Here is a 22764-nt window from a genome sequence, read left to right as displayed (position 1 = left end):
TCGGGTCAGCCCGCGCTGCGGCGGTAACGTTCAATCTGATGACACAGGTTATCCAGCCAGCGGTCCTGCTCCTGCTGTGCCTGCTGCGCCTGAAGCAGATCCACTTCCACAAAACGTACCTGGCTGCCCACCGGCACCTGTCCCAACAGCCACATGTCGGCGTCTATCACCGTCCCCAGTTTCGGATAGCCTCCGCTGGGTTGCGCATCACGCATCTGAATAATCGGCTGGCCGCTATGGGTAACCTGGATAACGCCAGGGATGATGCCGTGAGAACGCATCTCCAGCGGCACTTTTGCCACCAGCCCTTCGCCTTCCAACCGGTAGCCGTAGCGGTTGCTTTGCGGTGTGATACGCCACGACTGCTGCCAAAAGCGCTGGACAGATTCCGCCGTGAAGCGGGTGTATTCGGCCGCGGGCAGCACGCGGATGTGCGGCACATGCAATGAGCCTGCTTGCAACGTCAGTCGTGGTGAGGGAATACCGAAGTCAGAGGCACCACGATAGTCAGGGGTGCGGGCGTTCAGCCGGTCGCCTGCGCTGAGGCCGCGTCCCTGCCAGCCGCCAAATTCACCGCGTAACTGCGTGCTGCGCGAACCGAGCACCCGGGGAACATCCACCCCACCCGGCAGGTGCAGATAGCTGCGGGCGGAAAAACGCGAGGCATTGAGCGTCAGCACTTGGCCTGCGCGGGCGTGTGCCACCCACCATGCGGGAACCGGCTTTCCGTCCAGCGAGGCCTGGCTGTCACCGCCGCTGAGCGCAAACAGGCCATCGCTATGAAAACGGACACGGAAAGGAAACAGCGGGACTTCAATCACTGCGTCGTCCGGGTGATTACCCAGCAGCGCATTACCGAGGCGCAGCGCCAGAGGGTCCATCACCCCCGCCGTACCGACGCCGTAATGCAGCGCGCCGAAGCGACCATTATCCTGCACGCTGGTGAGCGGTGTGGTGCGTTCAATTTCGATCATGCCAGCACCTTTTCCACGCGAAAACGAATGCTGTCACCGGGCTGCAAACGCACCGGCGGTTCAGCGTGGGCATCAAAGAAGATAAAATCCGTGCGGCCGATGGTGTTCCAGCCGCTCGGTCCGGCGGAGGCGGAAACGCCCGTCTGCACACCGCCAATCGACACTGAACCACCGGGAATGCTCTGCACCGGGGTACTGCGACGTGGCGTGGCGATCTGCGGGTCCATATTGCCGAGATAGCAGTAACCCGGATGGCTACCGAGGGCATAAACCGGATAGAGGGGTTCGCTGTGACGCTGAACGATTTCCTGAATCGTCATACCGGTGTGTTCCGCCACATCGCAGATATGCGGCCCCGGTTCGCCACCGTAGATGACGTTCAGTTCGATGATGCGCCCAGAGAAGGTTTTACTCTCCCCCCGCTCCCACTGGCGCAGCAGCTGTTCCGGCAGCGATTCGGCCCCGCACCACTGTGGCCCGAACACCAGCATCAGGTTGTTCATCCCCGGAACCACGCCGCGAATACTGTTCAGCCTGGCGCTGTAGTCTGCCAGCGCCCAGATGCGCTGCTGGTTCACTAGTGAAAGTGCCCCCGGCGCTTCAAACAGCAGCGCGTGGGTGCCCAGCCAGCTGATTTGCGGTGCCTGTAACTGACCTGCTGGATCCATTCCTCATCCTCAACATCATATCCGTCAACGGAAAGCCCGACATAAGGCCACTGTAGCCCGGTCGTTCTGCCAGTCTGTAAGAGGGTTTCGCTTTAGGGGGATAAGACAGACTTATTACTCTTAAGATTTTGCGTGCATGAGGTGCATACCATCAGCACGGGTCGATCGAAAAAGATGATCGACCCCTACAGAGTATCGCCGCCTCCTTCAGAAGATGACCTTACCCTACCAGCGTCAGTGGGCGATTGTCCTGGGTGCGTTCGGCCATCAGCGCCAGCAGGATTTTTTTCACCGCCTCGGCAGGCTGTGAAAGCGGCAGGTGATCTGAGGTACAAAATGAGAGTGGCGCCTGAATGCCCGGGTCGACAATCTTCGCCATGCGTGCATGGGCCTGTGCCACCATGTTGCGCGCAATGGACTCCGGCAGAATAGTGGCACCGAGGTTATTATCCAGCGCCAGTGCCAGCGTAGAAGCTGACTCAATTTCACATTTTACGCTGTAAGAGAGGTTTTTCTGCACGAAGGCTTCATCGACCAGTTTGCGCATAATGTTGTAAGGACGCGGCAGAAACAGCTCCAGATGTGCAATCTCTTGCAGGGTAACGGTTTTACCAAAGCTGGCGGTGGCCTGCGGCGTCACCAGATACAGGTCCTCTTTCATCAGCGGGATATACGCCAGCCCGTGCACCTGACGGTTGCCATACAGCACCGCCATATCCATACGCCCGCTCATGATCAGTTCACTGAGGGTGGTGCCGAAGCTTTCATTAAAATAGAGCAAAATGCCCGGGTGCTGTTTACGCACTTCTTCCATCAGCGGCAGGGCCAGCAGCGAGGCCGCCGTACCGGGCGCCAGCCCGACCGACACCTGCCCACTCAGTGCCTGCCCGGCACCATCAATGGCACTCTGTGCCTGTTCGCACTGGCGCAGGATCGCCTGGGCGTGCGCATAAAGAATATTGCCCGCCTCGGTGGGCGTGACGCCGCGTTTGGTGCGGATCAGCAGTTGCTGTTTGACTTCGCCTTCCAGCGATGCGAGCTGCTGGCTGAGTGCAGGCTGCGCGATGTGCAGAATATCAGCTGCCTGAGTCAAACTGCCGACATCGACAATTTTGATAAAGTATTTGAGCCGCCTGAGATTCATCGTGACCTTCCTCTTCTGCACTGCGCTGCGGTAACAATCGGGTGAAGGGGAATATAGCAAGATCCAGACCACTCTAAGGGTGAGCGCCGACACATCAAGAAAGTTAATATGTAAAACAGTGAGATAGATCGCTATTTTAACCGTTTTTTAACATCCTTTTTCTCCGTTCTGTGATGCAGCGCTGCACCAATAAATGGCTTTTGCTTATGGCTCTGCCCCATCCATAAGCTTTCGCTCTTGAATCAGAACAAACTCCTCTTAGCCGAAGCGCGCCGGTGTTCGTAACTTAAGGCTATTACGCCACCGACCGGAGTGTTGCCATGAGTGCCATCCATATTGCTAATCGCGTTACCCGCATTAAACCCTCGCCGAGCAGTACCGCTTCCGACCGCGCTAATGCGCTAAAACGTGCCGGAAAATCGATTGTTAATCTGGTGGTGGGTGAGCCGGACTTTGACACGCCCGCGGTGATCCGCCAGGCCGCCAGCGCCGCGATTGAGCGCGGTGAAACGCGCTATACACAGAATAACGGTACCCCGGCACTGCGTGCGGCGATCGCAGAGAAGTTCCTGCGTGAGAACCGCCTGACGGTAAATGCCGATGATGTGATTGTCACCAACGGGGCCAAGAGCGCCATTTTTAACGCCTTTGCCGCTACGCTGGAAACCGGCGATGAAGTGCTGATCCCGGCACCTTTCTGGGTTTCCTATCCGGATATGGTGCTGGCCTGCGATGGCCGCCCGGTGATTGTCACCTGTAGCGAGCAGGACGGGTTCAAACTGACGCCGGAAAATCTGCGTGCGTCGATTACCAGCCGCTGCCGCTGGCTGCTGATTAACTCCCCTTCCAACCCGAGCGGTGCCAGCTATACGCGTGCCGAGCTGCGCGCGCTGGCCGATGTGCTGCTGGATTACCCGCATCTGGCGATCATGACCGACGATATCTACGAGCATATCCGCTATGACAATGCGCCGAATGTGCATCTGCTGGAGGTGGAGCCGCGCCTTGCTGACCGTACCCTAATCGTCAACGGCGTGTCGAAAACCTACGCTATGACCGGCTGGCGTATCGGTTATGCCACCGGGCCTAAAGCATTGATCGCGGCGATGGGCACGCTGCAATCGCAGTCCACCAGCAACGCCAGCTCCGTCAGCCAGGCTGCGGCACTGGCGGCGCTGAACAGCGGTACCGAATTTATCACCCACAGCCTGGAGGTTTACCGCCAGCGCCGTGACGATATGGCCGCACGTCTGAATGCTATTCCCGGGCTGAGCTGCCGTCTGCCGGAAGGCGCCTTTTATCTTTACGTCAACTGCGGGGGGCTGCTGGGGAAAACCACGGCGGAAGGGCAACGTCTGTCCACGGATAACGACGTGGTGCTGTGGTTGCTGGATACCGCAGGTGTTGCTGTGGTGGCCGGGGCTGCTTACGGCCTGTCGCCTTATTTCCGCCTGTCGATTGCTACCGATTTACCTGCCTTGCAACAGGGCGCGGATCTGATTGCCGCTGCCGTTGCCAGCCTGAACTAAACGAGGATTGTTATGACTGTTGGTAACCGTATTTTCTTACAACGTGATTTACAGGCCGCGCCCTGGGTTGAGGCGTTCCGCACCCTGCCTGCGGCTGTAGTTGCAGACTGCATGAGCCGTCTGCCTGCGCTGGCCTGCAATATTCGGCTGATGAGCAATCCGTCCCATTCCACCATGTGCGGTCTGGCGGTCACGGTCAAAGCCCGTTCCGGTTGTAATCTGATGCTGCATAAAGCGATGGATATGGCAGGTGCGGGTGATGTCATCGTGGTGTCGAACGAGGGCGATCGCAGCCAGGCGCTGATGGGGGAAGTGATGACCACCTGGGCACGCCAGCGCAATATTGAAGGACTGGTACTGGACGGCGCGATCCGTGATATTGAGGGCATCAGCAAGATGGATTATCACCTGTACGCTGCCGGCGTCACGCCCGGCGGGCCGTTCAAAGATGGCCCTGGTGAGATCAATGTGCCGATTGCCTGTGGGAATATTCATGTCTCGCCGGGCGATATCATTCTCGGCGATCACGATGGCGTGATAGTGATCCCCAAAGCAGATGCCGCGCAGATTCTGGAAGCCGCGCAGGCTTATCTGATTGTTGATGAGCGCAATTTTGAACTGGCGAAGCGCGGAGAGCTGGAACGGGAGTGGATCGACCCCTGGCTGGCTGGTAAGGGCGTAGAAGTGATTGACGGGCAGTATTAAGCTTTTGCGATCTGTCGCAGGCTCTGCTGATCTGCACGATTGTCCAGGTCAACGTCAACGTCAACGTCAACGTCAAGGGCGTTTCGCTTTCCCGCTGCGCGGGCTGAGCGACCAAAGGGCGGCAGTCGCCCCGCCCTTTGGAATCCGGGCTTGCGGCAGGCGCATCGCCCGCTTTCAGCGGGTGCCTTCGCAAGCGTCGTTCACCGACGGAGCGGTCGTGACGGCACATCCCTGTGCCGGCTCTCCCTCTCACCGCCGTCCTGGCGGTTCGTCCTGGTTCACTGTGCTTCCTCAGCGCTGCTGAATGCCGCCTCAACGTCAAAATCCAGGTCAAAACCCGAACCCATCCCAAAGCCCAGAATTCTGATTCCAGTCAATCCGCAGAGATCGTCACGTTCTGATGCTTTTAAAACCCACAGCGAGCGCTATCTTGCGGGGAGGGGGCCAGTTTGAGGTAAGCCGGACGTCACGCGACAGGACGTCGCGTGCCGAGGCCCGCAGGGAAGCGGGTCTTGCCGATCCGGCATGCTCAAACTGGCCCCGGACCTGAAGCCAGACAGGAAGCCATTAATTTTTGTGTGGATATTTCTACTCCACGGGCGTGACCGCCCCCTTCCCTGCAAACCATCCCGCCAGATTATCCACCACATTTTGTGCCATCGCCTGACGCGTCTCGACCGTTGCACTGGCAATATGCGGCATCAGAACCGTGTTGGTCAGCGCCGCAAAACGTGTATCAATCGTCGGTTCATTGTCAAACACATCCAGTCCTGCCCCGCGAATGGCATGATTTTGCAGTGCTTCGATCAGATCATCCTCATTCACTACCGCCCCACGGGCAACGTTAATCAAAATGCCCTCTTTCCCCAGCGCGCTGAGGATATCCGCATCCACCATCTTGCGATTACGTTCATCTCCCGGCACGGCCAGCACCAGGAAATCACTGAACTGCGCCAGCTGATGCAAATCGCCAAAACGCTGCCATCCTGGCTCACTGCTCTGGCGACTGTTGCAGTAACCGACCTGCATATCAAAGCCCGCACAGCGCCGGGCAATAGCGGCACCAATCTTACCCAGCCCCATAATCCCCACGCGTTTACCGCACAGCTTATAACCCAACTGCGGCGGGCGTTCCTGCCAGGCCCCGCTGCGCAGAAACGCATCCTGCGCCACGATCTGTCGTGACACACCAAGCATCAGCGCCAGTGCCAGATCCGCCACGTCATCCGTCAGAATGCCGGAGGTGATGGTCACCGTGATATCGCGATCGCGGGCAGCCGACAGATCGATACCATCGGTGCCAACACCAAAAACAGCGATCAGTTCCAACGCAGGCAGCGCAGCCATCAAATCGGCCGCCAATCCGACATCTCCCCGGGTGGCAACCGCTTTGATCTTGCCTGCATGTTCCTCAAGAAAGGCAGCCATGTCCGTCTGTTCATACAGACGATGACAGTGATAGTGCTGGTGCAGAACCTCGCTCAGTTCCGGCATCAGTGGCTGAATAATCAGAATGTCCTGTTTCATTGCGGGTACCTTTATTATTAACGTCAGGGTAAGAGGAAAAACACGTTAATAACCTGGCAGACTTTCACTCTCCCTCCAGCAACATTCTACTTATTACCTGATAAGGTGAACTTATTGCTGCGCGGTGCGGGCTGCTGCAATCATGCCGTCCAGCCACGCCTGATGACCATTGATCATCGGATTGGGGCGGGCAGACGCCAGATCGCGGGCAGGTTTACCGTTCTGTGTTTCCTGCGTCAGCAAGCGGACGCGGCCGCCCGGCAGCGCTTCAATCAGCCAGGCATGATGCACATCCAGGCGGCTTTCGCTGTCGTCACCGCACCAGCCATGCCAGGCAATGCGTCCTGCGCTGCCCGCCAGCGGTGGCTCAAATTCGTTCACTTCGGCCTCGACCAGGAAACCAAAAGTGGTAAAGCGGAAGCGTGCGCCATCCGTCAGTCGTGGGCCAGTGCCATCGCGGAAATGTATATCACTGGCATTGCTGTAGTAACCCGGCCATGCCGCCGTATCGGTCAGCTTGTCCCACAGGGCGGCGACGCTGACCCCGGTGATGACCATTTCATTGGAGGCAAAGTTATCGCTAAAACCGGGAATATAGCCTTGTGGCCAGTTAATGCTGTTCATCGGGAGTGCCTTCATTAAGATTGAATTCACCGCTATGCTGCACCGGCCTGAGACATAAAACCAATCGTCATTTTTTATTTAAGATATTCTATATTCTAATATCTTAATCAGTGAGTCTGCACCATGGCCGATCTCCGAACCCTTGATCTTAACCTGCTGAAAACCCTGGATGCCCTGCTGGATGAATGCAGTGTGACACGCGCTGCTCAGCGTCTGGCCCTGACGCAACCCGCCGTCAGTGGCATGCTGACCCGGCTGCGCGAATGTTTTAACGACCCGCTGTTTATCCGTAACCGTCACGGCATTACGCCGACTCTGCGTGCGCTGGAGCTGGCCGCTCCGGTGAAGCAAATCCTGGCTGAAGTCAGCCTGCTCCTGCAACCGAAGGTCTTCGATGCTGCCCGTGCGCAGATGTCGCTGCGGATTGCCGCCACCGATTACGCGCTCAGTGCCGTAGTGGTGCCGTTTATTACGGCGCTGCGCCAGCAGGCACCGGGAGTGCGGGTCAGCGTGCAGCCGGTGGTCAACGAACAGCTGGCCGCACAGATGGCACAAGGAGAGGTGGATATGGCGCTGGTCACGCCAGAGACCACCCCACCTGACCTGCATGCCCACCCGCTGTTTGAGGAGCAGTATGTTTGCCTGTTGCGCACCGGGCATCCGGATGCAGCATCGGGTGCGCTCTCACTTGACCGCTTCTGCGCACTCGACCATGCACTGGTGTCACACAGCGGCACACAGTTTCGTGGTGTGACCGACGAGGCGCTGGCCACATTGGGTCGCGAGCGTCGGGTGACGCTGGCAGTGAACAGTTTTCTGGTACTGCCTGAGATCCTGCGCAGCAGCGATCTGATAGCCGTTGTACCGCAGCGACTGGCGCAGCATACCCACGGTTTGATCCAGCTCGCGCCGCCTTTGACGATCGTCGGGTTCAGTAAAAGCGTGGTCTGGCATGAACGCAGCCATCGCGATCCCGGGCATCGCTGGCTGCGTACACTGTTGTTAAAGATGCTAACCCACTGATACAGCACTCACAGCTTATCGTCCGCCGTATCACGTGCCTTAGTGTGGCGCACTGTTTCCCGTATTTTCTCACTTTACAGGTTGATTATGTCTGCACTGTTTACTCCTTTCACACTGAAAGACGTCACGTTACGTAACCGCATCGCCATCCCACCCATGTGTCAGTACAGCGCCGAAGAGGGCCTGACCACTGACTGGCATCAGGTGCACTACCCGGCGCTGGCGCGCGGCGGTGCCGGGCTGGTCATTGTCGAAGCCACGGCGGTGTCACCGGAAGGCCGTATCACTCCGGCATGTACCGGGCTGTGGAATGATCAGCAGGCTGAAGGAATGGCAAAAATTGCCGCATCGATTAAAGCCGCCGGGGCCGTGCCGGGTATTCAGATCGGCCATGCCGGACGTAAAGCCAGCGCCAACCGTCCGTGGGAAGGTGATGATCATATCGCCGCCGGGGACAGTCGTGGCTGGGCAACCCTCGCTCCGTCTGCAGTCGCCTTTGGGCACCATCTCCCACAGGTGCCGAAGGCCATGACGCTGGATGATATTACCCGGGTGAAAAGCGATTTTGTCGCGGCCGCACGTCGTGCACGGGATGCCGGTTTTGAATGGCTGGAGCTGCACTTCGCGCACGGCTATCTGGCCCAGAGCTTCTTCTCAGTCCACGCTAACCAGCGTAACGACCAGTACGGCGGAGACTTCGCCGGGCGCAGCCGCTTCCTGCTGGAAACCCTGGCCGCTGTTCGCGAAGTATGGCCAGAAAATCTGCCGCTGACGGCACGTTTTGGCGTAATCGAATATGACGGACGTGATGAGCAGACGCTGGCGGAATCGATCGAACTGACGCGACTGATGCGTGATGGCGGTCTGGATTTGCTGAATGTCAGCGTGGGCTTCACGATTGCTGAAACCGAGATCCCGTGGGGATCGGCCTTCCTGGCACCGGTGGCAGAACGCGTGCGCCGTGAAGCCGGTTTACCGGTGGCATCATCCTGGGGCATTGAAGCGCCGGACGTGGCTGAGCGGGTGATTGCCGAACAGCAGATGGATCTGGTGATGATTGGTCGTGCGCACCTCGCCAACCCGCATTATCCGTACTATCTGGCGAAGAAACTGAACGTTGAGCGCCCATCCTGGGTACTGCCTGCGCCTTACGCGCACTGGCTGGAACGCTATCGTTTAGGCGAGTAACCGCTCAATAAAAACGGCGCAGCCTGATGAGGCTGCGCCGTTTTTTTATGCCTCAATCGCTTTATCAGAAATCAACATTGACACCCAACTGGAAGGTACGGCCCGGCATGACGGCCAGCGCCTGCTCATACGCATCCTGTGTGCTGGTGCTTGTCAGCTGACGGCTGCTGAGGTAATCCCAGTATTTGCGGTCAGTCAGGTTATAGATGCCCCCGCTTAACTTCATGTTTTTCGCCACACGCCAGTACGCCGTCATATCCACCATGCCGTAACCCGGGATGCGGGTGTAGTCATCGCTGCCACTGGCCAGCGCGGTCCCGGTGTTGCTATAGCTTTCACGGCTGGTGGACTCGGCTTTTTTGCCTTTCACAAAGGTCGCGGTGACCGCCGCACCATAACGCTGTGCAGGATCATCCCAGGCCATACCCACTACCGCTTTCATCGGTGCCACGCTGTCGAGATCAACATAGCTGTCGCCGCTGTAGCTGGACTTCGATTTCCCTTCGCTGTAGCCCACAGCCAGAGTTGTACTCAGGCCATTGAGCGCGTTAAACCAGGTGCCGACGTTCACTTTGGTACTCATCTCACCGCCCCAGATATAGGCTTTATCACGGTTCTCAGCCTGATAAACGGTGTAAATATTTGACGGTACGTTGGTGAATTTTTCCGGATTACCCGATCGGGTGTAGCGGGTATTGGCGATAAAGTTCTTATAAGAGTTATAGAACATCGCCGCGCTGAAGTTGACGCCTTCAGTCACGTTGCCCTTCAGGCCCCACTCGACGTTGTTACTGGTTTCGGTTTCCAGATCGGTATTGCCGATCAGCGCATACTGCGCCGTACCGGCATAGGACGATCCGAGGTTCCACGAACCATAAAGCTGACTGGCGTTCGGGAACTGCGCGCCGCGCTTGTACTGCACGTAAGTCAGCAGTGACGGCGTTAACTCATACTGTAAGGTCAGCGAGGGCAGAACCTGGCTATCGCTGTTGGCTTTGCCGTACAGCGTTTCCAGCTCTGACTCCGTCAGCACCGTACTGCCCGTGGTCAGGCTACTGAGGTTCTGCGGCCTGGTGTTTTGATAAGCCAGACGCACCGCCGGGATCACGGCGAACTTGCTGCCCTCCACGTCGAAATTGATTTTGTCCTGGAGATATCCGCCGAGAATATAGGTACGGCTGTCGGCCTGCGGCTGCATGATCACGCTGTAGACACTGGGGGCCGGAGACTGACGGAACGGACGTTCGCTGTCAGTCATACGTGCATTCAGCCCGGCGCTGAGATCATGACGGCCCAGCGTTTTCGTGACGCGGGTATCCAGCCCCCATGTTTCAACGTTGTAGTCGGAATAGACAATGCTCTGGCTGCTGGTTGACGGTATCAGGCTGGTGTCATGCGCTTCCGTATGCTGATAATCCAGGCGCGTGGTCAGGCTGTCGACCCACCCATTATCCGGCGTGTACTCGTCACCCAGAGCAATCCCCCAGCGGCGCGTATCGCTCTGCTGTTGGGTGTCGCCAATGATGCTGTCGTTTGACCAGGTATCGTAATGGGTATGGTTGGTTTTATGATAGTCATCCAGCGTGGCGGTGAACTTGTGTTCATCGTTTGGCTGCCAGATCCCCGACATCATCACCGCCGTCGAATGCCAGTTTGCCGGGTAAGCATCGACTGTCCCGCTGTTATTGCGGGTTTCCTGCCCATCACGGCGGCTGATCACCACCACACCGCGCAGGGTACTGTCTCCTGCCGCAGCGGTGATGCCATTGTGCCAGCCACGGTTAGAGGAGTCGTAATCACTCTGGTAACCAAAGTAGCTCTCTTTATCCGGACGCAGATAATCATCCGCACTTTTATTACGGAAAGAAACCGTACCGCCAATACTGGTATTTGACTGCTCAACGGCAGAGGCACCTGCCTGAATATCAACACGGCCATACATATAAGGATCAATATAGTCGCGACCAATACCGAAGGTATTTAATCCGGCACGGCTGACGTAACTGCGACCTGTGGCATCTGGCAACGGACTACCGTCAACATCAAGACCGACACGGTTACTTTCCAGCCCGCGAATATTGAAACCGGTATAACCGCTGCGGTCAAAACCGCTTTTACCGGCGCTGGACCCTCCACTGACGCCGGTGGCGCTGATCAATGGCTGATAGCGCATCACCGAACCAAAATCGGTGGTCCCATTTCTCTGCATCTGCTCAACCGTGACGCTGGTTTTACTGCCCGCCTGCAATGGCACCCGTGGTGAAATGACGGTCATTTCACCCTGAGTATCCGTGCTATTGTCTGAAGGTGCCGTGGTGGTCTGTGCGAAGCTACAGGCACAATGGATGGCCGTAGCCAGCACCGCCCATTTCATCGCGGGCGCGGTGATCCCCTGGAATGTTGAATATGTGAGCATTAGATAACCCTTACTATGTTATTAGTATTTGCTCACGGGTTGCTTCAATAGAAAAAATGCAGGCCTTATTCACCAGGCTCCGCTAATTGTTATTATTTTAAAAGCGAGAGATAGTAGGTTGGATAAAATATTTAATCAAGAAGTTATCGAGGTGAATAAGACGTTTATATTCTGCGTTAAATATTAACGCAGAATAGTGTTAAGACAGGAAATTAAATAAAGAAGTCTTTGCGCAATACTTTCACTCTCTACACAATTCACTCACAATTATTCTAACTACGTTCAATCTTTTTCGCTGCATCATCCAGCGCATCAATAATCGCGAACAGCGACTGCTGCGAGATCCCGTCCTGCGACAGGCGAACATTGAGCGCCGTTTTCATATTATGGATGGCACGTTCCACATCCGGCAGACTGCGGTTGTTCACCAGCACTGCCAGCGTGGACAGTCGCTGAATGATGCTGACCAGTGCCGCAGCGTGCTGCTGCAACTGCTCGGTCCCTTTCTCTTCCAGACGATAGGCTTTACGTGTCGCCTGACCATCCACTACCGCGATGCACTCCATCTCCTCCAGCAGCTGGAGATTGGGGTAAATAATGCCCGGACTGGGGCTGTACTCCCCTTTCGACAGCTCCTCAACGGCTTTGATTAACTCATAACCATGCGCGGCGTTGTGGCTGAGGAAATGCAGCAGAAGCAGCCGGATATCGCTGGCATCGAGTATTTTTTCCCGACGTTTTCTGCGGTGGCCGGCACGTGCTGCGCCATCGGGATGCCACACGGGCGGCTCCGTTTTCACGTTACTTCTGATGCCAGTAAGCAACGGCGCGCACGAAGGTCGCGTCACAGCCACGCTGTTCGATAAAGTAATCACTCAGCTTTTTCACAAACTCCGCTTCGCCGGTCAGCCAGATAAAGTAATCCTCTGTCGGAAGCTGAATGCCGTTGAATGTCTCAATCAGTGCAGCCAGATTCTCTGTTTTCATGGCACCGCTGCCGACCCAGGTTGCATCCACGCCGTTCAGGCCGTCCAGATAGGTCTGCCCGACGACCTCATCCACATAGGCGAACAGACTGAGCCGCTGACCGCGGAGGGTTTCCTTACGGCGTTTAAATGCTGGCAACCCGCTTTCATCGCAGACATACAGCTGGAAGGCATAGTCTTCCGGCACCACCAGAGAACCACGCGGCCCGCCAATCGCTAAGGCATCACCGGGCTGTGCCTGGGCGGCCCAGTCACTGGCCACGCCGCCGTCATGAATATAGAAATCGAGGGTCAGCGTTTTGGCTACGCCATCAAAGAACAGCGGTGTGTAGTCTCGGGAAACGGGCCGTGCGCCCTCTTTCCACACCACGCCGTCTTCGGTCACTTCCGGTAGATGTAGCGTACCGCTGCTGGCATCGGGGAAAAAAACTTTGATGTGGTCATCGAAGCCCGGAGAGATAAAGCCCGCGAGATCTTCACCGCTAAATTCGATACGCCAGAAACTGTCGGCCACGTTGGTTTTCGCGGTGACCGTCAGCTGGCGGAAACGCAGTTCATTACGTACGCGCTGTGGCGCACGGTTTGCTTTAGGAGAGTCAGTCAACGTGCTTGTCCTCATTAGGATATGAAATCAGGAATCATTCTCATTCGAGGTAAAATATATCTATGATATATCTTAAGCGCAACATAGACTGACCTCATAATGCGAAAAAAAAGAGGCAATTTGTGCGCTATTGTTGCTCTGGCTGTGGGCGATACTTCCACAACCAGCGGCCGCTGTTCATTCGATGGTAGAAGAACCCCCCACGGATCATCCAGTCCAGCACCATGCCCAGCCAGATCCCCACGACGCCGAAGCCCAGCACAATGCCCAGCAGGTATCCAGCCACGATACGTCCGCCCCACATGCTCAACAGAGACACCCACATGGTGTAACGCGCATCGCGTGCCCCTTTCAATCCCGCGGGCAGCACCCATGATGCCGCCCAGAACGGCATAAACGCCGCATTGAGCCAGACCAGCATTTTCACCACATGGATAACTTCCGGGTCCTGGGTGTAAAACTGTGCCAGCAGCCCGGCAAAAGGCACCGTCAGCAGCGCCAGCAGGCACAGACCAATACTCGACAGCCCGAAAATAAAGCGCAGCAGGCGCTCCGGCTGGCCCAGTTGACCGCGCCCCAGACGGGTACCGACAATGATGGTCGACGCGGAGCCAAGCGCATTACCTGGCAGGTTAATCAGTGACACAATGGAGAAGGCGATAAAGTTACCGGCGATGACATCGGTCCCCATTCCGGCGACAAAAATCTGGGTTAACAGCTTGCCGCCGTTAAACAGAACCGATTCAATGCTGGCCGGAACGCCAATGCCGAGCACTTCGCGCAGAATACTCATATTCAGACGGGTGAAATAGCTTCTTAGCGAAATTTTCAACGCCGGAACAAAACCTATCACCAGCACGTAAATCACCGCTGCCGCACCGATATAGCGCGAGATCGTCAGTCCCAGACCGGCCCCGACAAACCCCAGCCCATGCCAGGAGAAACAGCCGTAGATCAGTACACTACTGATGATGATATTGAGTATGTTCATCCCGCCGTTGATCAACATCGGGATTTTGGTGTTTCCGGCACCACGTAACGCCCCGCAGCCAATCAGGGCGATGGCTGCCGCCGGGTAACTCCAGGCGGTGACTTGCAGGTAGGAGAGCGCCAACGCTTTGACTTCCGGCTCTGCTTTACCCGCAATCAGATCGATGATCTGCGGGCCAACAAACTCGATCGCCAGCGCCAGCAGAACGGCAAAAATCGTCATGATGATCAGCGACTGACGCGCGGCGGCCACCGCTCGTTCCCGGTTCAGCTTACCGAGGCTGAACGCCACCACCACCGTTGTGCCGAGGTCGATAGCGGCGAAAAAGGAGATCACGACAATATTAAAACTATCGGCCAGCCCGACCCCGGCCATCGCCTCTTTGCCCAGCCAGCTGACCAGGAAAGTACTCAGCACCCCCATCAGCAAGACGCATAAATTCTCAAAAAAGATCGGCACCGCTAACGGGGTGATTTCACGCCAGAAGAGTACGCGGAAGGAACGTCTTTTAGGATACCAGTCCGTACGTTGTATCGCTTGCTGCAATGAAACACGAAGGTTTTGCAAGATTGTTCCCGCTTTTCTCTGGGAAAGAAATATACGCTAACCAGATGATGGTAAAAGACATGACATTATGCAAAGTCTTTTTATGTTTCAAATTGCAGAAACAAAGAGATACCTGCATGAGGCATCTCTTTAACGTTACAACAGCGGTTGCTGCAACAGTTTTTCCAGTACCGACAGCGGCGCATTTTGCGGATTTTTCATCCCGGAAATCGGCAGTAAAAAGGTCTGCTCCAGCATAAACTGGCCACTCATTGCCGCGTGGGGCGTCTGGTCAGCAAAACAGACCCAACTGCTGCCCGGCGGCAGCGTCAGCGCCACCTGTGGCCCCTGTTCCTGATAATGCCTGTCCGCTTTCATCGCATCATGCAGTCTGAGCATCATATGGTCGTATCCGGTGCGTCGGGATTTGGTCATGCCCAGGCGATGCTGTAGCCAGCTTCCCAGCGGGGAATACCCTTTCAAATGTGACATAAATCGCTGTGCCAGCACCGGAAAAGGTTCGCCAACACGCCACTCACGGCTTTCACCGTGCGGATTAATATTGGTGAAAATACGCAGAATACGCTCGCCCTGGATGGGACGTGAAGGGAACGCATCCACATGCAGGCGACTGTCATCCTTACGCCAGGAACTGGCATCACGCCAGGCGGTGACCGGATGCAGGCGCAGAGTATTTGACGGGGAGTGCACCGCGTGGCGGTACTCCGGTAGCAGCGCGTCGAGCAGTTGCAGGCAATGCTGATAATAGCGCGACAGTAACGCGGTCACCTCAGGAGCTTTATCCTGCTGCGCAATGCCTCGCACCTGATTTTTTTGCGGATTAAAGCTGATATTTTTACGTTTGGGGTCCACCAGCGCTGGCGTCAATAAAGCCAGCTCTTCCGGCAGCAGCGTAAAGGTCAGGTGAGGCATAAACAGGACATTGCCCTGCTCAAGTGACTCGAGAGCATTGCTATCGTGCTGTGGTTGATTCCAGCCGGTCAGCGGAAGTGTGTGGATCACCCGATCCCGGGATAACGTGTGTTCAGACATGTTATATCCTTATTGTCTGTCAAAAATGAGGTCAGTTCGGCGACCATTATATTCTGCGACATCAATTTTAATTAAACACGGGCTAAACCATAAGGCCGTGTGAAAGGAGGGTGCAGAGCGAAAGATGCGGCTGCGTTTTATTGCTACACTGCGCATTCAAAAACAGGAGTGAACTATGAGAGCCCGTTCCGTAACGCTGGAAGACGTTGCCAGTGCTGCTGGTGTGTCTTATCAGACCGTCTCCCGGGTGCTGAATCATTCGAGCCAGGTGGCAGAGCAGACCCGCATGCGGGTGGAAGCGGCGATGCAGGCGCTGAATTATGTGCCTAACCGGGTGGCGCAGCAGCTGGCGGGGAAAAATACCCGTACACTCGGCCTTGCCACCAGCGATCTCGCGCTGCTGGCACCGGCACAGATTGCCTCGGCGATCCAGCAGCGTACCAGCCAGTTGGGTTATCATCTGGTGATCGCGATGGCGGGCAGCGGCGGCGCGCAGCAGGCGGTCAGCGATCTGTTATCCCAGCGAGTCGATGCGCTGCTTATCAATGTGCCGCTTGAGGCGCAGGCCGCGCAACAGATTGAACGCATGGCAGCCTCCCTGCCCTGCCTGTTCTTAGATGTGGCGGAAGATGCCGATGTTGCCGCCTGCACCTTCAGCGCGCATACCGGTGCACGTCAGGGTGCGGAACATCTGCTGCAACTGGGGCACCGCCATATTGCCCTGCTTAACGGCCCGGCAGATTCGGTCGCGGCACGCGCACGCCGCGCGGTCTGGATTGAGGTATTGCAGGAACATCAGCTGTCACCCTGCAACCAGTTAGAGGGCGACTGGAGTGCTCAATCAGGATTTAAGGCTGTGATGCAACTGGCCGGGCAGGAGATGCCCTCTGCTCTGTTGGTCGCTAACGATCAGATGGCACTGGGCGCAATGCAGGCACTGCATCAGATGGGCGTAGCCGTGCCCGCAGAGATGTCGGTAGTCGGTTATGATGATACGGCAGACAGTGCCTGGTATCAGCCACCGTTAACCACGGTGCGTCAGGATATGCGTCAGTTGGGCGAACACAGCGTACAGTGGCTGACCCGCCAACTGGAGCAGCCCGGCAGTGAAACAGGATTACCCCCGTTTGCAACGTCCCTCGTGGTGCGAGCCAGCACTGCTGCCCCCCGTTACGCGCAGCGTACGCCTCATCCGGTGGCAGAGGAGTTACGCCGTCTGGCACAACAGTTGGATAATGACGTACCATAAAAAAAGCCGGGCATCTCTGCCCGGCTCACTCTATTCACTGATGTCACCACAGGCTATTACGCTTTTGGTTCGCCCAGTGATTTCAATTTTTTCGACAGATCGCGACGTTCTTTCGACAGGTCGGCATTTTTGATGATGTAGTCATCAACGCGATCTTCGTAGTCGCTACGCATGCTGGCGATAATTTCCTGAATGGCTTCGACGCTCATCCCTGGCTTGATGTACTCACCGAGGTTATCGAGCAACAGCACACGCTTCTGGTTATCACGGATTTTCTTTTCATTATCGTGAATTTCACGTTGCAGCTTGTTCTTACGACGGAACATACGCACGAACTCCAGTACGTCCTGAAATGATTGCTTTGCATTTTCCATGAAGACACCTTTCATTTGGGCCTGTGCAAACAGGCATCATTGTCGTGGCTATCAGCTTAACGGCGGGCCGCTGCCGATGGCAATTTTAAACTTACAGAACTGCGCTGTCCCCATCTTACCCTGAACCGAGTCAGCTCGCAGTAAGTTGTTGCTGAATCATTCTATTTTCGCAACGCGAGTCGGATAAGTTCGGTCAGTCTTTCCAACTGACTGGCCATTTCCAGACTGAGCCAGACATAACCGTGAATAGGCGTTTCCACCAGTTCGTCGCTGTCTGACTCGGCAATCAGCTGCCGCAGTTCCCGGGTGATTTCCGCCAGCTCTTCGCTGTTGGCGGCAATTTTCCCGGTATCCCCTTCGACAATCACCTTTGACAGTGCGCGCAGGGTATTTTCGGTCATTTGCTGGGTACGCCGCAGCGCCGGCGCGTTGAGCATAATCAGATGGCTCTGACGGGAAGCCCACCAGGCATTGAGCTGGAGTTCCAGCGTGCAAACCAGATTACGGTTCAGCGTCTGGATACCTTCAAACACCGAACGCGGCGTACGTGTTTCCTTGCTGGAGGGTTCGATCAACGCACGCATTTTAATCACGTTAGTTAACAGACGCTGTAACGGGCGTGACAGACGCGGCTTCTCGACGAGGTTGGAGGAAAAGCCAGCGTGATACACCCGCGCGGTCTCCAGCAGCAAATCGGAAAGCTGAATGCGCCAGTGAGTATAGGCTTTCTGCGGATAGATACTGGTAAACAGTAGCGCCAGCAGCGAACCGAGGATCACATCGCCCCCACGCCACAGCGCGGTGGTCATATCGCCCGGAATGCCGCCACAGATCACGGCCAGAGTGATGCCGATCAGCAACGCCATATAAGGGTGCTTACCCAGCGTCAGAAAACCACTGATAAACATCACCGCCGCACACCACACCAGCATGACCGGCATAGAGATCAGTTCCAGTTTGAGCGCAATCAACCCGGAGATTGAACCAAAGATGGTACCGCCAATACGCTGAACCGCACGGGGGAAGACGTTGCCCCACGAGGAGATCGGCCCCATCACCACCACCAGCGTGATAAGCGGCCAGCTGCCTTCCGGGATCTCCATTATGCGCACCAGCAGGAACGTCAGGATAAATGCCAGAGCGATACGCACACCGTGGACGATGCGGTAATTACGGTACAGGCTGAACTCAAAGGCCGACAGCGGCTTGTCCGGTCGCAAAGGTAGCTCCGAAAGAAGAAAGAATCAGCGGGACATCATACCTGAAGCAGGCTCAGGTAACAGGCGAACGAGGGATGTTTTCCCCCGTTTTCTCGCTCATTTCACTGCATTAAGCAGCAGAAAACACTGAGATTACCGCACTGATACAACCCGTTAATCGGCCATTTTCTTCTTGCGGATGTCATTCACATTTCGACAACAAAACAGAGTGTGCTAAAGGCTGCGTTTAACCAGCGGAACGCAGATCAGGAACTCCCAAATACCGCTTTGCGATCCGTCATTCAGATAGTGATCAAAACAGGGCCCTTCTGCACGCTGATAGCCACTGTTCGGCAACCACTCGTCGTAAAAGGCCAGCCAGGGGGTTGAAAAATCGCCGTCGTTGACGGTGACTTTCGCCACGCCATAGGTGCCACCGGGAAGAGAACGCAGTTCAACCCCTTCACTGCCCAGCGGCAAAACGTAGCCATCAGGCACACTGATACCGGTATCAATACGCAACTGTTCGGGGGGGACGATCTCGGGGTTATCGTAATAGATCGCCAGCCAGTCTCCTGCCAACTGATGACGTTCCACCCATTCGCTCAAACGGGCAAAGCCTTGCGGCGCGGTGTCCTGCCAGGGACCGACCAGACGAAAGGCGGCTACATTTTTCGCCTCAAGATGCTTAATCTCGACCTGCATGGTTCTCTCCTCAATGAATTAACCACTGTATAAATAACCATTAAGATAGATTTTTACCAGGCATCTTTCGTTGAAGAGAAATGATTTGTGAGGCGCTGCACAGAGTGGAGGGATGGCCGGGTCATGTTTTTATGCCCGGCCCGCGCAGAGTGAGATTATAACTTCTGTTTGATGTAGTCGCTGATGCGGGTGATAAGCCCCGCCTGCTCAATCGGTTGCAACGCCACCAGCGGGTAGCTGGCCAGCGTTTTGTCCCCTTCGACCAGTTGGATAGTGCCCACCTGTTCATGCAGTTTAATCGGGGCTTCCAGGTCTTTGCGGTCAATCACATACCGGGCTTTCACTTTCTGCACTTGATCACGCGGCAGTGCCAGGAATACATCTTTCTCGCTGCCCAGAGAAACGCGGTGCGGGTTACCGTACCAGACGTTTTCATGGCCAATCTCTTTGCCGGCGTGGAACAGCTGGATGGTATCGAACTGGCTCTGGCCCCAGGTCAGCAGTTTACGCGCCTGCTCTTCCCGCCCTTTAGAACTTTTTCCGCCCATGATCACGGCAATCAGGCGGCGCTGCCCGTCAACACTGGAGGCGATAATATTGAAGCCCGCGCTTTCGGTATGACCGGTTTTCAGCCCATCAACATGCAGTGTTTTATCCCACAGCAGGCCGTTGCGGTTCTGCTGAGTAATGCCATTCCAGGTGAGCGATTTCTCACTGTACATCTGGTAGAAGTCCTGCTCACCGCTAATGATGGCGCGCGATAGCGTGGCCAGATCGCGTGCCGTGGTGAACTGCCCTGGTGCATCCAGTCCATGCACAGTTTCAAAGTGGGTATTGCTCAGCCCCAGTTTATCCACGTACTGATTCATCATGGTGACGAAATTCGCCTGACTGCCGGCCACATAGTCAGCCAGTGCAACACAGGCATCGTTACCGGAATCAATAATCACACCCCGGCTGAGGTCGCGTACTGAGATTTTCTCCCCCGGTTTAATGAACATCAGTGACGATCCTTTAAATACCGGGTTACCGGCTCCCCAGGCATCGTTACCCACGGTCACCATGTCGTCACGGGTGATGCGCTTTTTATCAATGGCGCGATCCACCACATAGCCGGTCATCAGCTTGGTGAGGCTGGCCGGGTTGCGGCGTTCGTCCGGATTCCCGGAAGTGAGGATTTGTCCGGTGGTGGCATCCATCAGCACCCAGGAGGCGGCATCAATCGCCGGAGCGGTCATCGGGAATGCCAGTGCATCCCCGGCAGGCTGGCCTTCGGCACAGACGGCGGTACTCAGGGCCATAACCACACAGAAACTTGCAAGCTGATGCTTTTTCAACGCTCAATCCTCAACATAGACACAATAAAAAACTGCGCATGTTGTACGGGATCCGTGATGTCTTTGCGTGACTAAATTGCAAGAAAATATGAATAAATCAGGGAATTATCCCTTACCTACTCCCGCTGAACATGCCGTGATAGACGATGTATTCATTTATGTTCAAATGGACAGCGATATCCGCGTCCGGCAGTTAAAGACCTGAGGTTCTCCAAAGGCCATAACATAAACCAGCTAATCAAGCGCTCAACGGATGAGCGGATGCAGCAGAACGTTCTGGCGACGTCGCAGACCTTGTTATCCCGATTTTGCATAAGCAAGGCTGTAAACCTGCAGGGCAGGGTTTTTTGTCCTGCGTTTTATGGATAGTTCTTTGCATCAGGCATCGTTTGATACGGTGTATTAATGCTATGATCGGTATGGCCCTGTCCGTTTGGTTTGGTTTGGTTTGGTTTGGTTTGGTTTGGTTTGGCGATTGATCAGATCGCAGAATCCTGACTAAGTTTTCTCAAAGTGATCTACTATTCTGCGCAACTACCTTAACTCTGCTGAATATAGAAAATTATTTAAATGAGATTTAAAAATGGCGATTTTCATTTTCCTCTTGAATTTTATTTTTTTATTGTTTATCTCAATAAAAGTACTGGGTAAATATTATAAACCAAGCTATAGAAACGAATTGCTTGATGCTTTCAGAGGACTTCTGGCACCCCTTGTTTTTATCCACCATTTTATACTCACATATTACTGGAAAACTGAAGGTGGATGGGCGAGGCCCAATGACAGGTTGGTCAGCAATCTAGGTTCAATACCAGTGTCTTTATTTTTCATGATCACTGGTTATTTATTCATCAAGAAAATTTCTTCAACCAAGGTGTCATGGGTACAATTATTAATTAACAGAGTACTAAGAGTGTACCCGATGTACCTACTGTTAATAATTCTAATATATATTACTTTTTTATGTTTAAACAAACATACCACAAACTACCACGATGTTATTAATTCTTTACGACATGGTTTTAGTTTTATCCTTTCTCCGATTTCTGGCTTTAATATCGGAAGAGTCATAGCTGGAGCTCAATGGACGTTAGCTTATGAAGCTATATTTTACTTCTCACTCCCTATAATATATATATTAATCTCTAGAAAACTTAGCTTAATCTCGATTGTATCTTCGATTCCCTTCTTTTTCGTTTTAAATTACTTCCATAAAAATACTATTATTTTCAATAAATTATTCATACTATTTGCTATTGGCGGTGCCTGCTGGTATTTTTCAGAGAAATATTCTAAAATCATAAACTCCTCGTTGGCAGGTTTGCTTTCTCTGATAATAACAACATTATCATTCCTGTTAACTGATAGTTACTCATACGCACAAATGATAATTGTTGGTATGCTTTTTATATTAGTATGTTCTGGCAACGATATGTTAGGATTGCTGAGAGCAAAAGGATTGGTCGTACTTGGTGATATGAGCTATAGTTTTTACCTGACCCATGGAATAATTATTTATTACGCATTCTCAGTTTTCAAATTACAAGAAACATCACTACCATACTTATACACATTTTCGGCATTACTGCCTGTAATCATGGCTTTAATAATATTATTATCATACTTCACCAATAAAATCATTGAACAACCATTTATTAGGTTAAGTAGAAAAATAAAATAGGTAAAACCAAGGGGGCCGGCCAATTCCCGCCTCCATAATACTTTGCCTCTTGATTCGATCGTAATATATTACGATGGTTTGGCGCCTCTCCTTAGCACTTAACTTAATATGACCCACCAAGGCCACTTACTATTTCAACAGCATTAGTATAATTTACTCATCATTAATAGCAATCAATCCGCAAAAACGTTCAAAATAGCTACAGGGAAATGTCGTTCCAACTACTCGTAATCTCAATATG

20 protein-coding genes are annotated in these 22764 nt (G+C 54.5%); 6 read left to right on the top strand and 14 right to left on the bottom strand.

All coding sequences use genetic code 11. The features are described from left to right. Positions 1 to 5 precede the first annotated feature (5 nt). From FVB43_RS07135 to nac, 3 genes are all read right to left on the bottom strand, one after another. Entirely contained in the window at positions 6 to 974 is a 969-nt protein-coding gene (locus FVB43_RS07135; protein WP_167863663.1) for a 5-oxoprolinase subunit C family protein, read from the bottom strand. Beyond that, complete coding sequence (gene pxpB / locus FVB43_RS07130; protein WP_133841582.1) at positions 971 to 1642, bottom strand: 5-oxoprolinase subunit PxpB; 672 nt, start codon at positions 1640 to 1642, stop codon at positions 971 to 973. The genes FVB43_RS07135 and pxpB overlap by 4 nt, the downstream gene beginning before the upstream one ends. A 220-nt stretch (positions 1643 to 1862) precedes the next feature. Next, positions 1863 to 2786, bottom strand: coding sequence for a nitrogen assimilation transcriptional regulator NAC (nac, locus tag FVB43_RS07125; protein ID WP_133841581.1), 924 nt, complete (start codon positions 2784 to 2786; stop codon positions 1863 to 1865). A gap of 320 nt (positions 2787 to 3106) precedes the next feature. Between nac and FVB43_RS07120 the strand changes: the two genes are divergently transcribed. Then, on the top strand, positions 3107 to 4315 hold the full coding sequence (locus FVB43_RS07120; RefSeq protein WP_167863662.1) for an aspartate transaminase: 1209 nt from the start codon (positions 3107 to 3109) through the stop codon (positions 4313 to 4315). Between the two features lie 12 nt (positions 4316 to 4327). After that, complete coding sequence (locus FVB43_RS07115) at positions 4328 to 5020, top strand: RraA family protein (RefSeq protein WP_167863661.1); 693 nt, start codon at positions 4328 to 4330, stop codon at positions 5018 to 5020. A gap of 588 nt (positions 5021 to 5608) precedes the next feature. On the opposite strand, the gene FVB43_RS07110 is transcribed toward FVB43_RS07115, so the two are convergent. Both FVB43_RS07110 and FVB43_RS07105 read right to left on the bottom strand, forming a co-directional pair. Further along, positions 5609 to 6547 (bottom strand): 2-hydroxyacid dehydrogenase, encoded by a 939-nt coding sequence (locus FVB43_RS07110; protein ID WP_133841578.1) that lies wholly within the window; start codon positions 6545 to 6547, stop codon positions 5609 to 5611. A gap of 111 nt (positions 6548 to 6658) precedes the next feature. Beyond that, a complete protein-coding gene (locus FVB43_RS07105; RefSeq protein ID WP_167863660.1) occupies positions 6659 to 7171 on the bottom strand; it encodes an SRPBCC family protein in 513 nt (170 codons plus the stop codon). A 123-nt stretch (positions 7172 to 7294) separates the two neighbouring features. Between FVB43_RS07105 and FVB43_RS07100 the strand changes: the two genes are divergently transcribed. Then, positions 7295 to 8194, top strand: a complete 900-nt coding sequence (locus tag FVB43_RS07100; RefSeq protein ID WP_133841576.1) for a LysR family transcriptional regulator — start codon at positions 7295 to 7297, stop codon at positions 8192 to 8194. 87 nt (positions 8195 to 8281) lie between these two features. Continuing rightward, positions 8282 to 9382 carry an NADH:flavin oxidoreductase/NADH oxidase gene (locus FVB43_RS07095; RefSeq protein WP_133841575.1) on the top strand — a complete coding sequence of 367 codons (1101 nt, stop codon included), beginning with the start codon at positions 8282 to 8284 and terminating at the stop codon, positions 9380 to 9382. A gap of 64 nt (positions 9383 to 9446) precedes the next feature. Here the strand turns inward: FVB43_RS07095 and FVB43_RS07090 are convergent, their stop codons facing one another. From FVB43_RS07090 to FVB43_RS07070, 5 genes are all read right to left on the bottom strand, one after another. Next, positions 9447 to 11798 (bottom strand): TonB-dependent receptor domain-containing protein, encoded by a 2352-nt coding sequence (locus tag FVB43_RS07090; protein ID WP_167863659.1) that lies wholly within the window; start codon positions 11796 to 11798, stop codon positions 9447 to 9449. Positions 11799 to 12070: 272 nt separating this feature from the next. Beyond that, positions 12071 to 12598, bottom strand: a complete 528-nt coding sequence (locus tag FVB43_RS07085; protein WP_242462119.1) for a PadR family transcriptional regulator — start codon at positions 12596 to 12598, stop codon at positions 12071 to 12073. Between the two features lies 1 nt (position 12599). Beyond that, positions 12600 to 13403, bottom strand: coding sequence for a siderophore-interacting protein (locus tag FVB43_RS07080; protein ID WP_171149142.1), 804 nt, complete (start codon positions 13401 to 13403; stop codon positions 12600 to 12602). Between the two features lie 112 nt (positions 13404 to 13515). Further along, entirely contained in the window at positions 13516 to 14946 is a 1431-nt protein-coding gene (locus FVB43_RS07075; protein WP_133841573.1) for an EmmdR/YeeO family multidrug/toxin efflux MATE transporter, read from the bottom strand. Between the two features lie 135 nt (positions 14947 to 15081). Further along, complete coding sequence (locus tag FVB43_RS07070) at positions 15082 to 15978, bottom strand: Kdo hydroxylase KdoO (protein WP_167863658.1); 897 nt, start codon at positions 15976 to 15978, stop codon at positions 15082 to 15084. A 175-nt stretch (positions 15979 to 16153) separates the two neighbouring features. Here FVB43_RS07070 and FVB43_RS07065 point away from each other — a divergent pair, with 175 nt between their 5' ends. Continuing rightward, positions 16154 to 17227, top strand: a complete 1074-nt coding sequence (locus tag FVB43_RS07065) for a LacI family DNA-binding transcriptional regulator (protein WP_167863657.1) — start codon at positions 16154 to 16156, stop codon at positions 17225 to 17227. Between the two features lie 56 nt (positions 17228 to 17283). Here the strand turns inward: FVB43_RS07065 and FVB43_RS07060 are convergent, their stop codons facing one another. The 4 genes from FVB43_RS07060 to dacD form a co-directional block, all read right to left on the bottom strand. After that, complete coding sequence (locus tag FVB43_RS07060; RefSeq protein WP_133841570.1) at positions 17284 to 17601, bottom strand: DUF496 family protein; 318 nt, start codon at positions 17599 to 17601, stop codon at positions 17284 to 17286. Between the two features lie 161 nt (positions 17602 to 17762). Continuing rightward, on the bottom strand, positions 17763 to 18821 hold the full coding sequence (locus tag FVB43_RS07055) for an FUSC family protein (protein ID WP_159336346.1): 1059 nt from the start codon (positions 18819 to 18821) through the stop codon (positions 17763 to 17765). Between the two features lie 213 nt (positions 18822 to 19034). Next, positions 19035 to 19505, bottom strand: a complete 471-nt coding sequence (sbmC, locus tag FVB43_RS07050; RefSeq protein WP_133841568.1) for a DNA gyrase inhibitor SbmC — start codon at positions 19503 to 19505, stop codon at positions 19035 to 19037. 155 nt (positions 19506 to 19660) lie between these two features. Further along, entirely contained in the window at positions 19661 to 20806 is a 1146-nt protein-coding gene (gene dacD / locus FVB43_RS07045) for a serine-type D-Ala-D-Ala carboxypeptidase DacD (protein ID WP_159336695.1), read from the bottom strand. 619 nt (positions 20807 to 21425) lie between these two features. Here dacD and FVB43_RS07040 point away from each other — a divergent pair. Further along, positions 21426 to 22523, top strand: coding sequence for an acyltransferase family protein (locus tag FVB43_RS07040; RefSeq protein ID WP_167863656.1), 1098 nt, complete (start codon positions 21426 to 21428; stop codon positions 22521 to 22523). The last annotated feature ends 241 nt before the right edge of the window (positions 22524 to 22764 follow it).

The sequence above is a fragment of the Erwinia rhapontici genome, assembly GCF_012271765.1.
Lineage (GTDB): Bacteria > Pseudomonadota > Gammaproteobacteria > Enterobacterales > Enterobacteriaceae > Erwinia > Erwinia rhapontici.
The sequence above is the reverse complement of the archived record's forward strand: the minus strand, read 5'-3'. Positions and strand labels throughout refer to the sequence as shown.

Excerpts from the sequence above, each read along its gene's own strand:
- FVB43_RS07090 (WP_167863659.1), bottom strand. The coding sequence starts at position 11,798 with ATGCTCACATATTCAACATTCCAGGGGATCACCGCGCCCGCGATGAAA.
- FVB43_RS07120 (WP_167863662.1), top strand. The coding sequence starts at position 3,107 with ATGAGTGCCATCCATATTGCTAATCGCGTTACCCGCATTAAACCCTCG.
- nac (WP_133841581.1), bottom strand. The coding sequence starts at position 2,786 with ATGAATCTCAGGCGGCTCAAATACTTTATCAAAATTGTCGATGTCGGC.
- FVB43_RS07110 (WP_133841578.1), bottom strand. The coding sequence starts at position 6,547 with ATGAAACAGGACATTCTGATTATTCAGCCACTGATGCCGGAACTGAGC.
- pxpB (WP_133841582.1), bottom strand. The coding sequence starts at position 1,642 with ATGGATCCAGCAGGTCAGTTACAGGCACCGCAAATCAGCTGGCTGGGC.
- FVB43_RS07135 (WP_167863663.1), bottom strand. The coding sequence starts at position 974 with ATGATCGAAATTGAACGCACCACACCGCTCACCAGCGTGCAGGATAAT.
- FVB43_RS07105 (WP_167863660.1), bottom strand. The coding sequence starts at position 7,171 with ATGAACAGCATTAACTGGCCACAAGGCTATATTCCCGGTTTTAGCGAT.
- FVB43_RS07040 (WP_167863656.1), top strand. The coding sequence starts at position 21,426 with ATGGCGATTTTCATTTTCCTCTTGAATTTTATTTTTTTATTGTTTATC.
- FVB43_RS07065 (WP_167863657.1), top strand. The coding sequence starts at position 16,154 with ATGAGAGCCCGTTCCGTAACGCTGGAAGACGTTGCCAGTGCTGCTGGT.
- FVB43_RS07115 (WP_167863661.1), top strand. The coding sequence starts at position 4,328 with ATGACTGTTGGTAACCGTATTTTCTTACAACGTGATTTACAGGCCGCG.
- FVB43_RS07080 (WP_171149142.1), bottom strand. The coding sequence starts at position 13,403 with ATGAGGACAAGCACGTTGACTGACTCTCCTAAAGCAAACCGTGCGCCA.
- sbmC (WP_133841568.1), bottom strand. The coding sequence starts at position 19,505 with ATGCAGGTCGAGATTAAGCATCTTGAGGCGAAAAATGTAGCCGCCTTT.
- dacD (WP_159336695.1), bottom strand. The coding sequence starts at position 20,806 with ATGGCCCTGAGTACCGCCGTCTGTGCCGAAGGCCAGCCTGCCGGGGAT.
- FVB43_RS07095 (WP_133841575.1), top strand. The coding sequence starts at position 8,282 with ATGTCTGCACTGTTTACTCCTTTCACACTGAAAGACGTCACGTTACGT.
- FVB43_RS07070 (WP_167863658.1), bottom strand. The coding sequence starts at position 15,978 with ATGTCTGAACACACGTTATCCCGGGATCGGGTGATCCACACACTTCCG.
- FVB43_RS07100 (WP_133841576.1), top strand. The coding sequence starts at position 7,295 with ATGGCCGATCTCCGAACCCTTGATCTTAACCTGCTGAAAACCCTGGAT.
- FVB43_RS07060 (WP_133841570.1), bottom strand. The coding sequence starts at position 17,601 with ATGGAAAATGCAAAGCAATCATTTCAGGACGTACTGGAGTTCGTGCGT.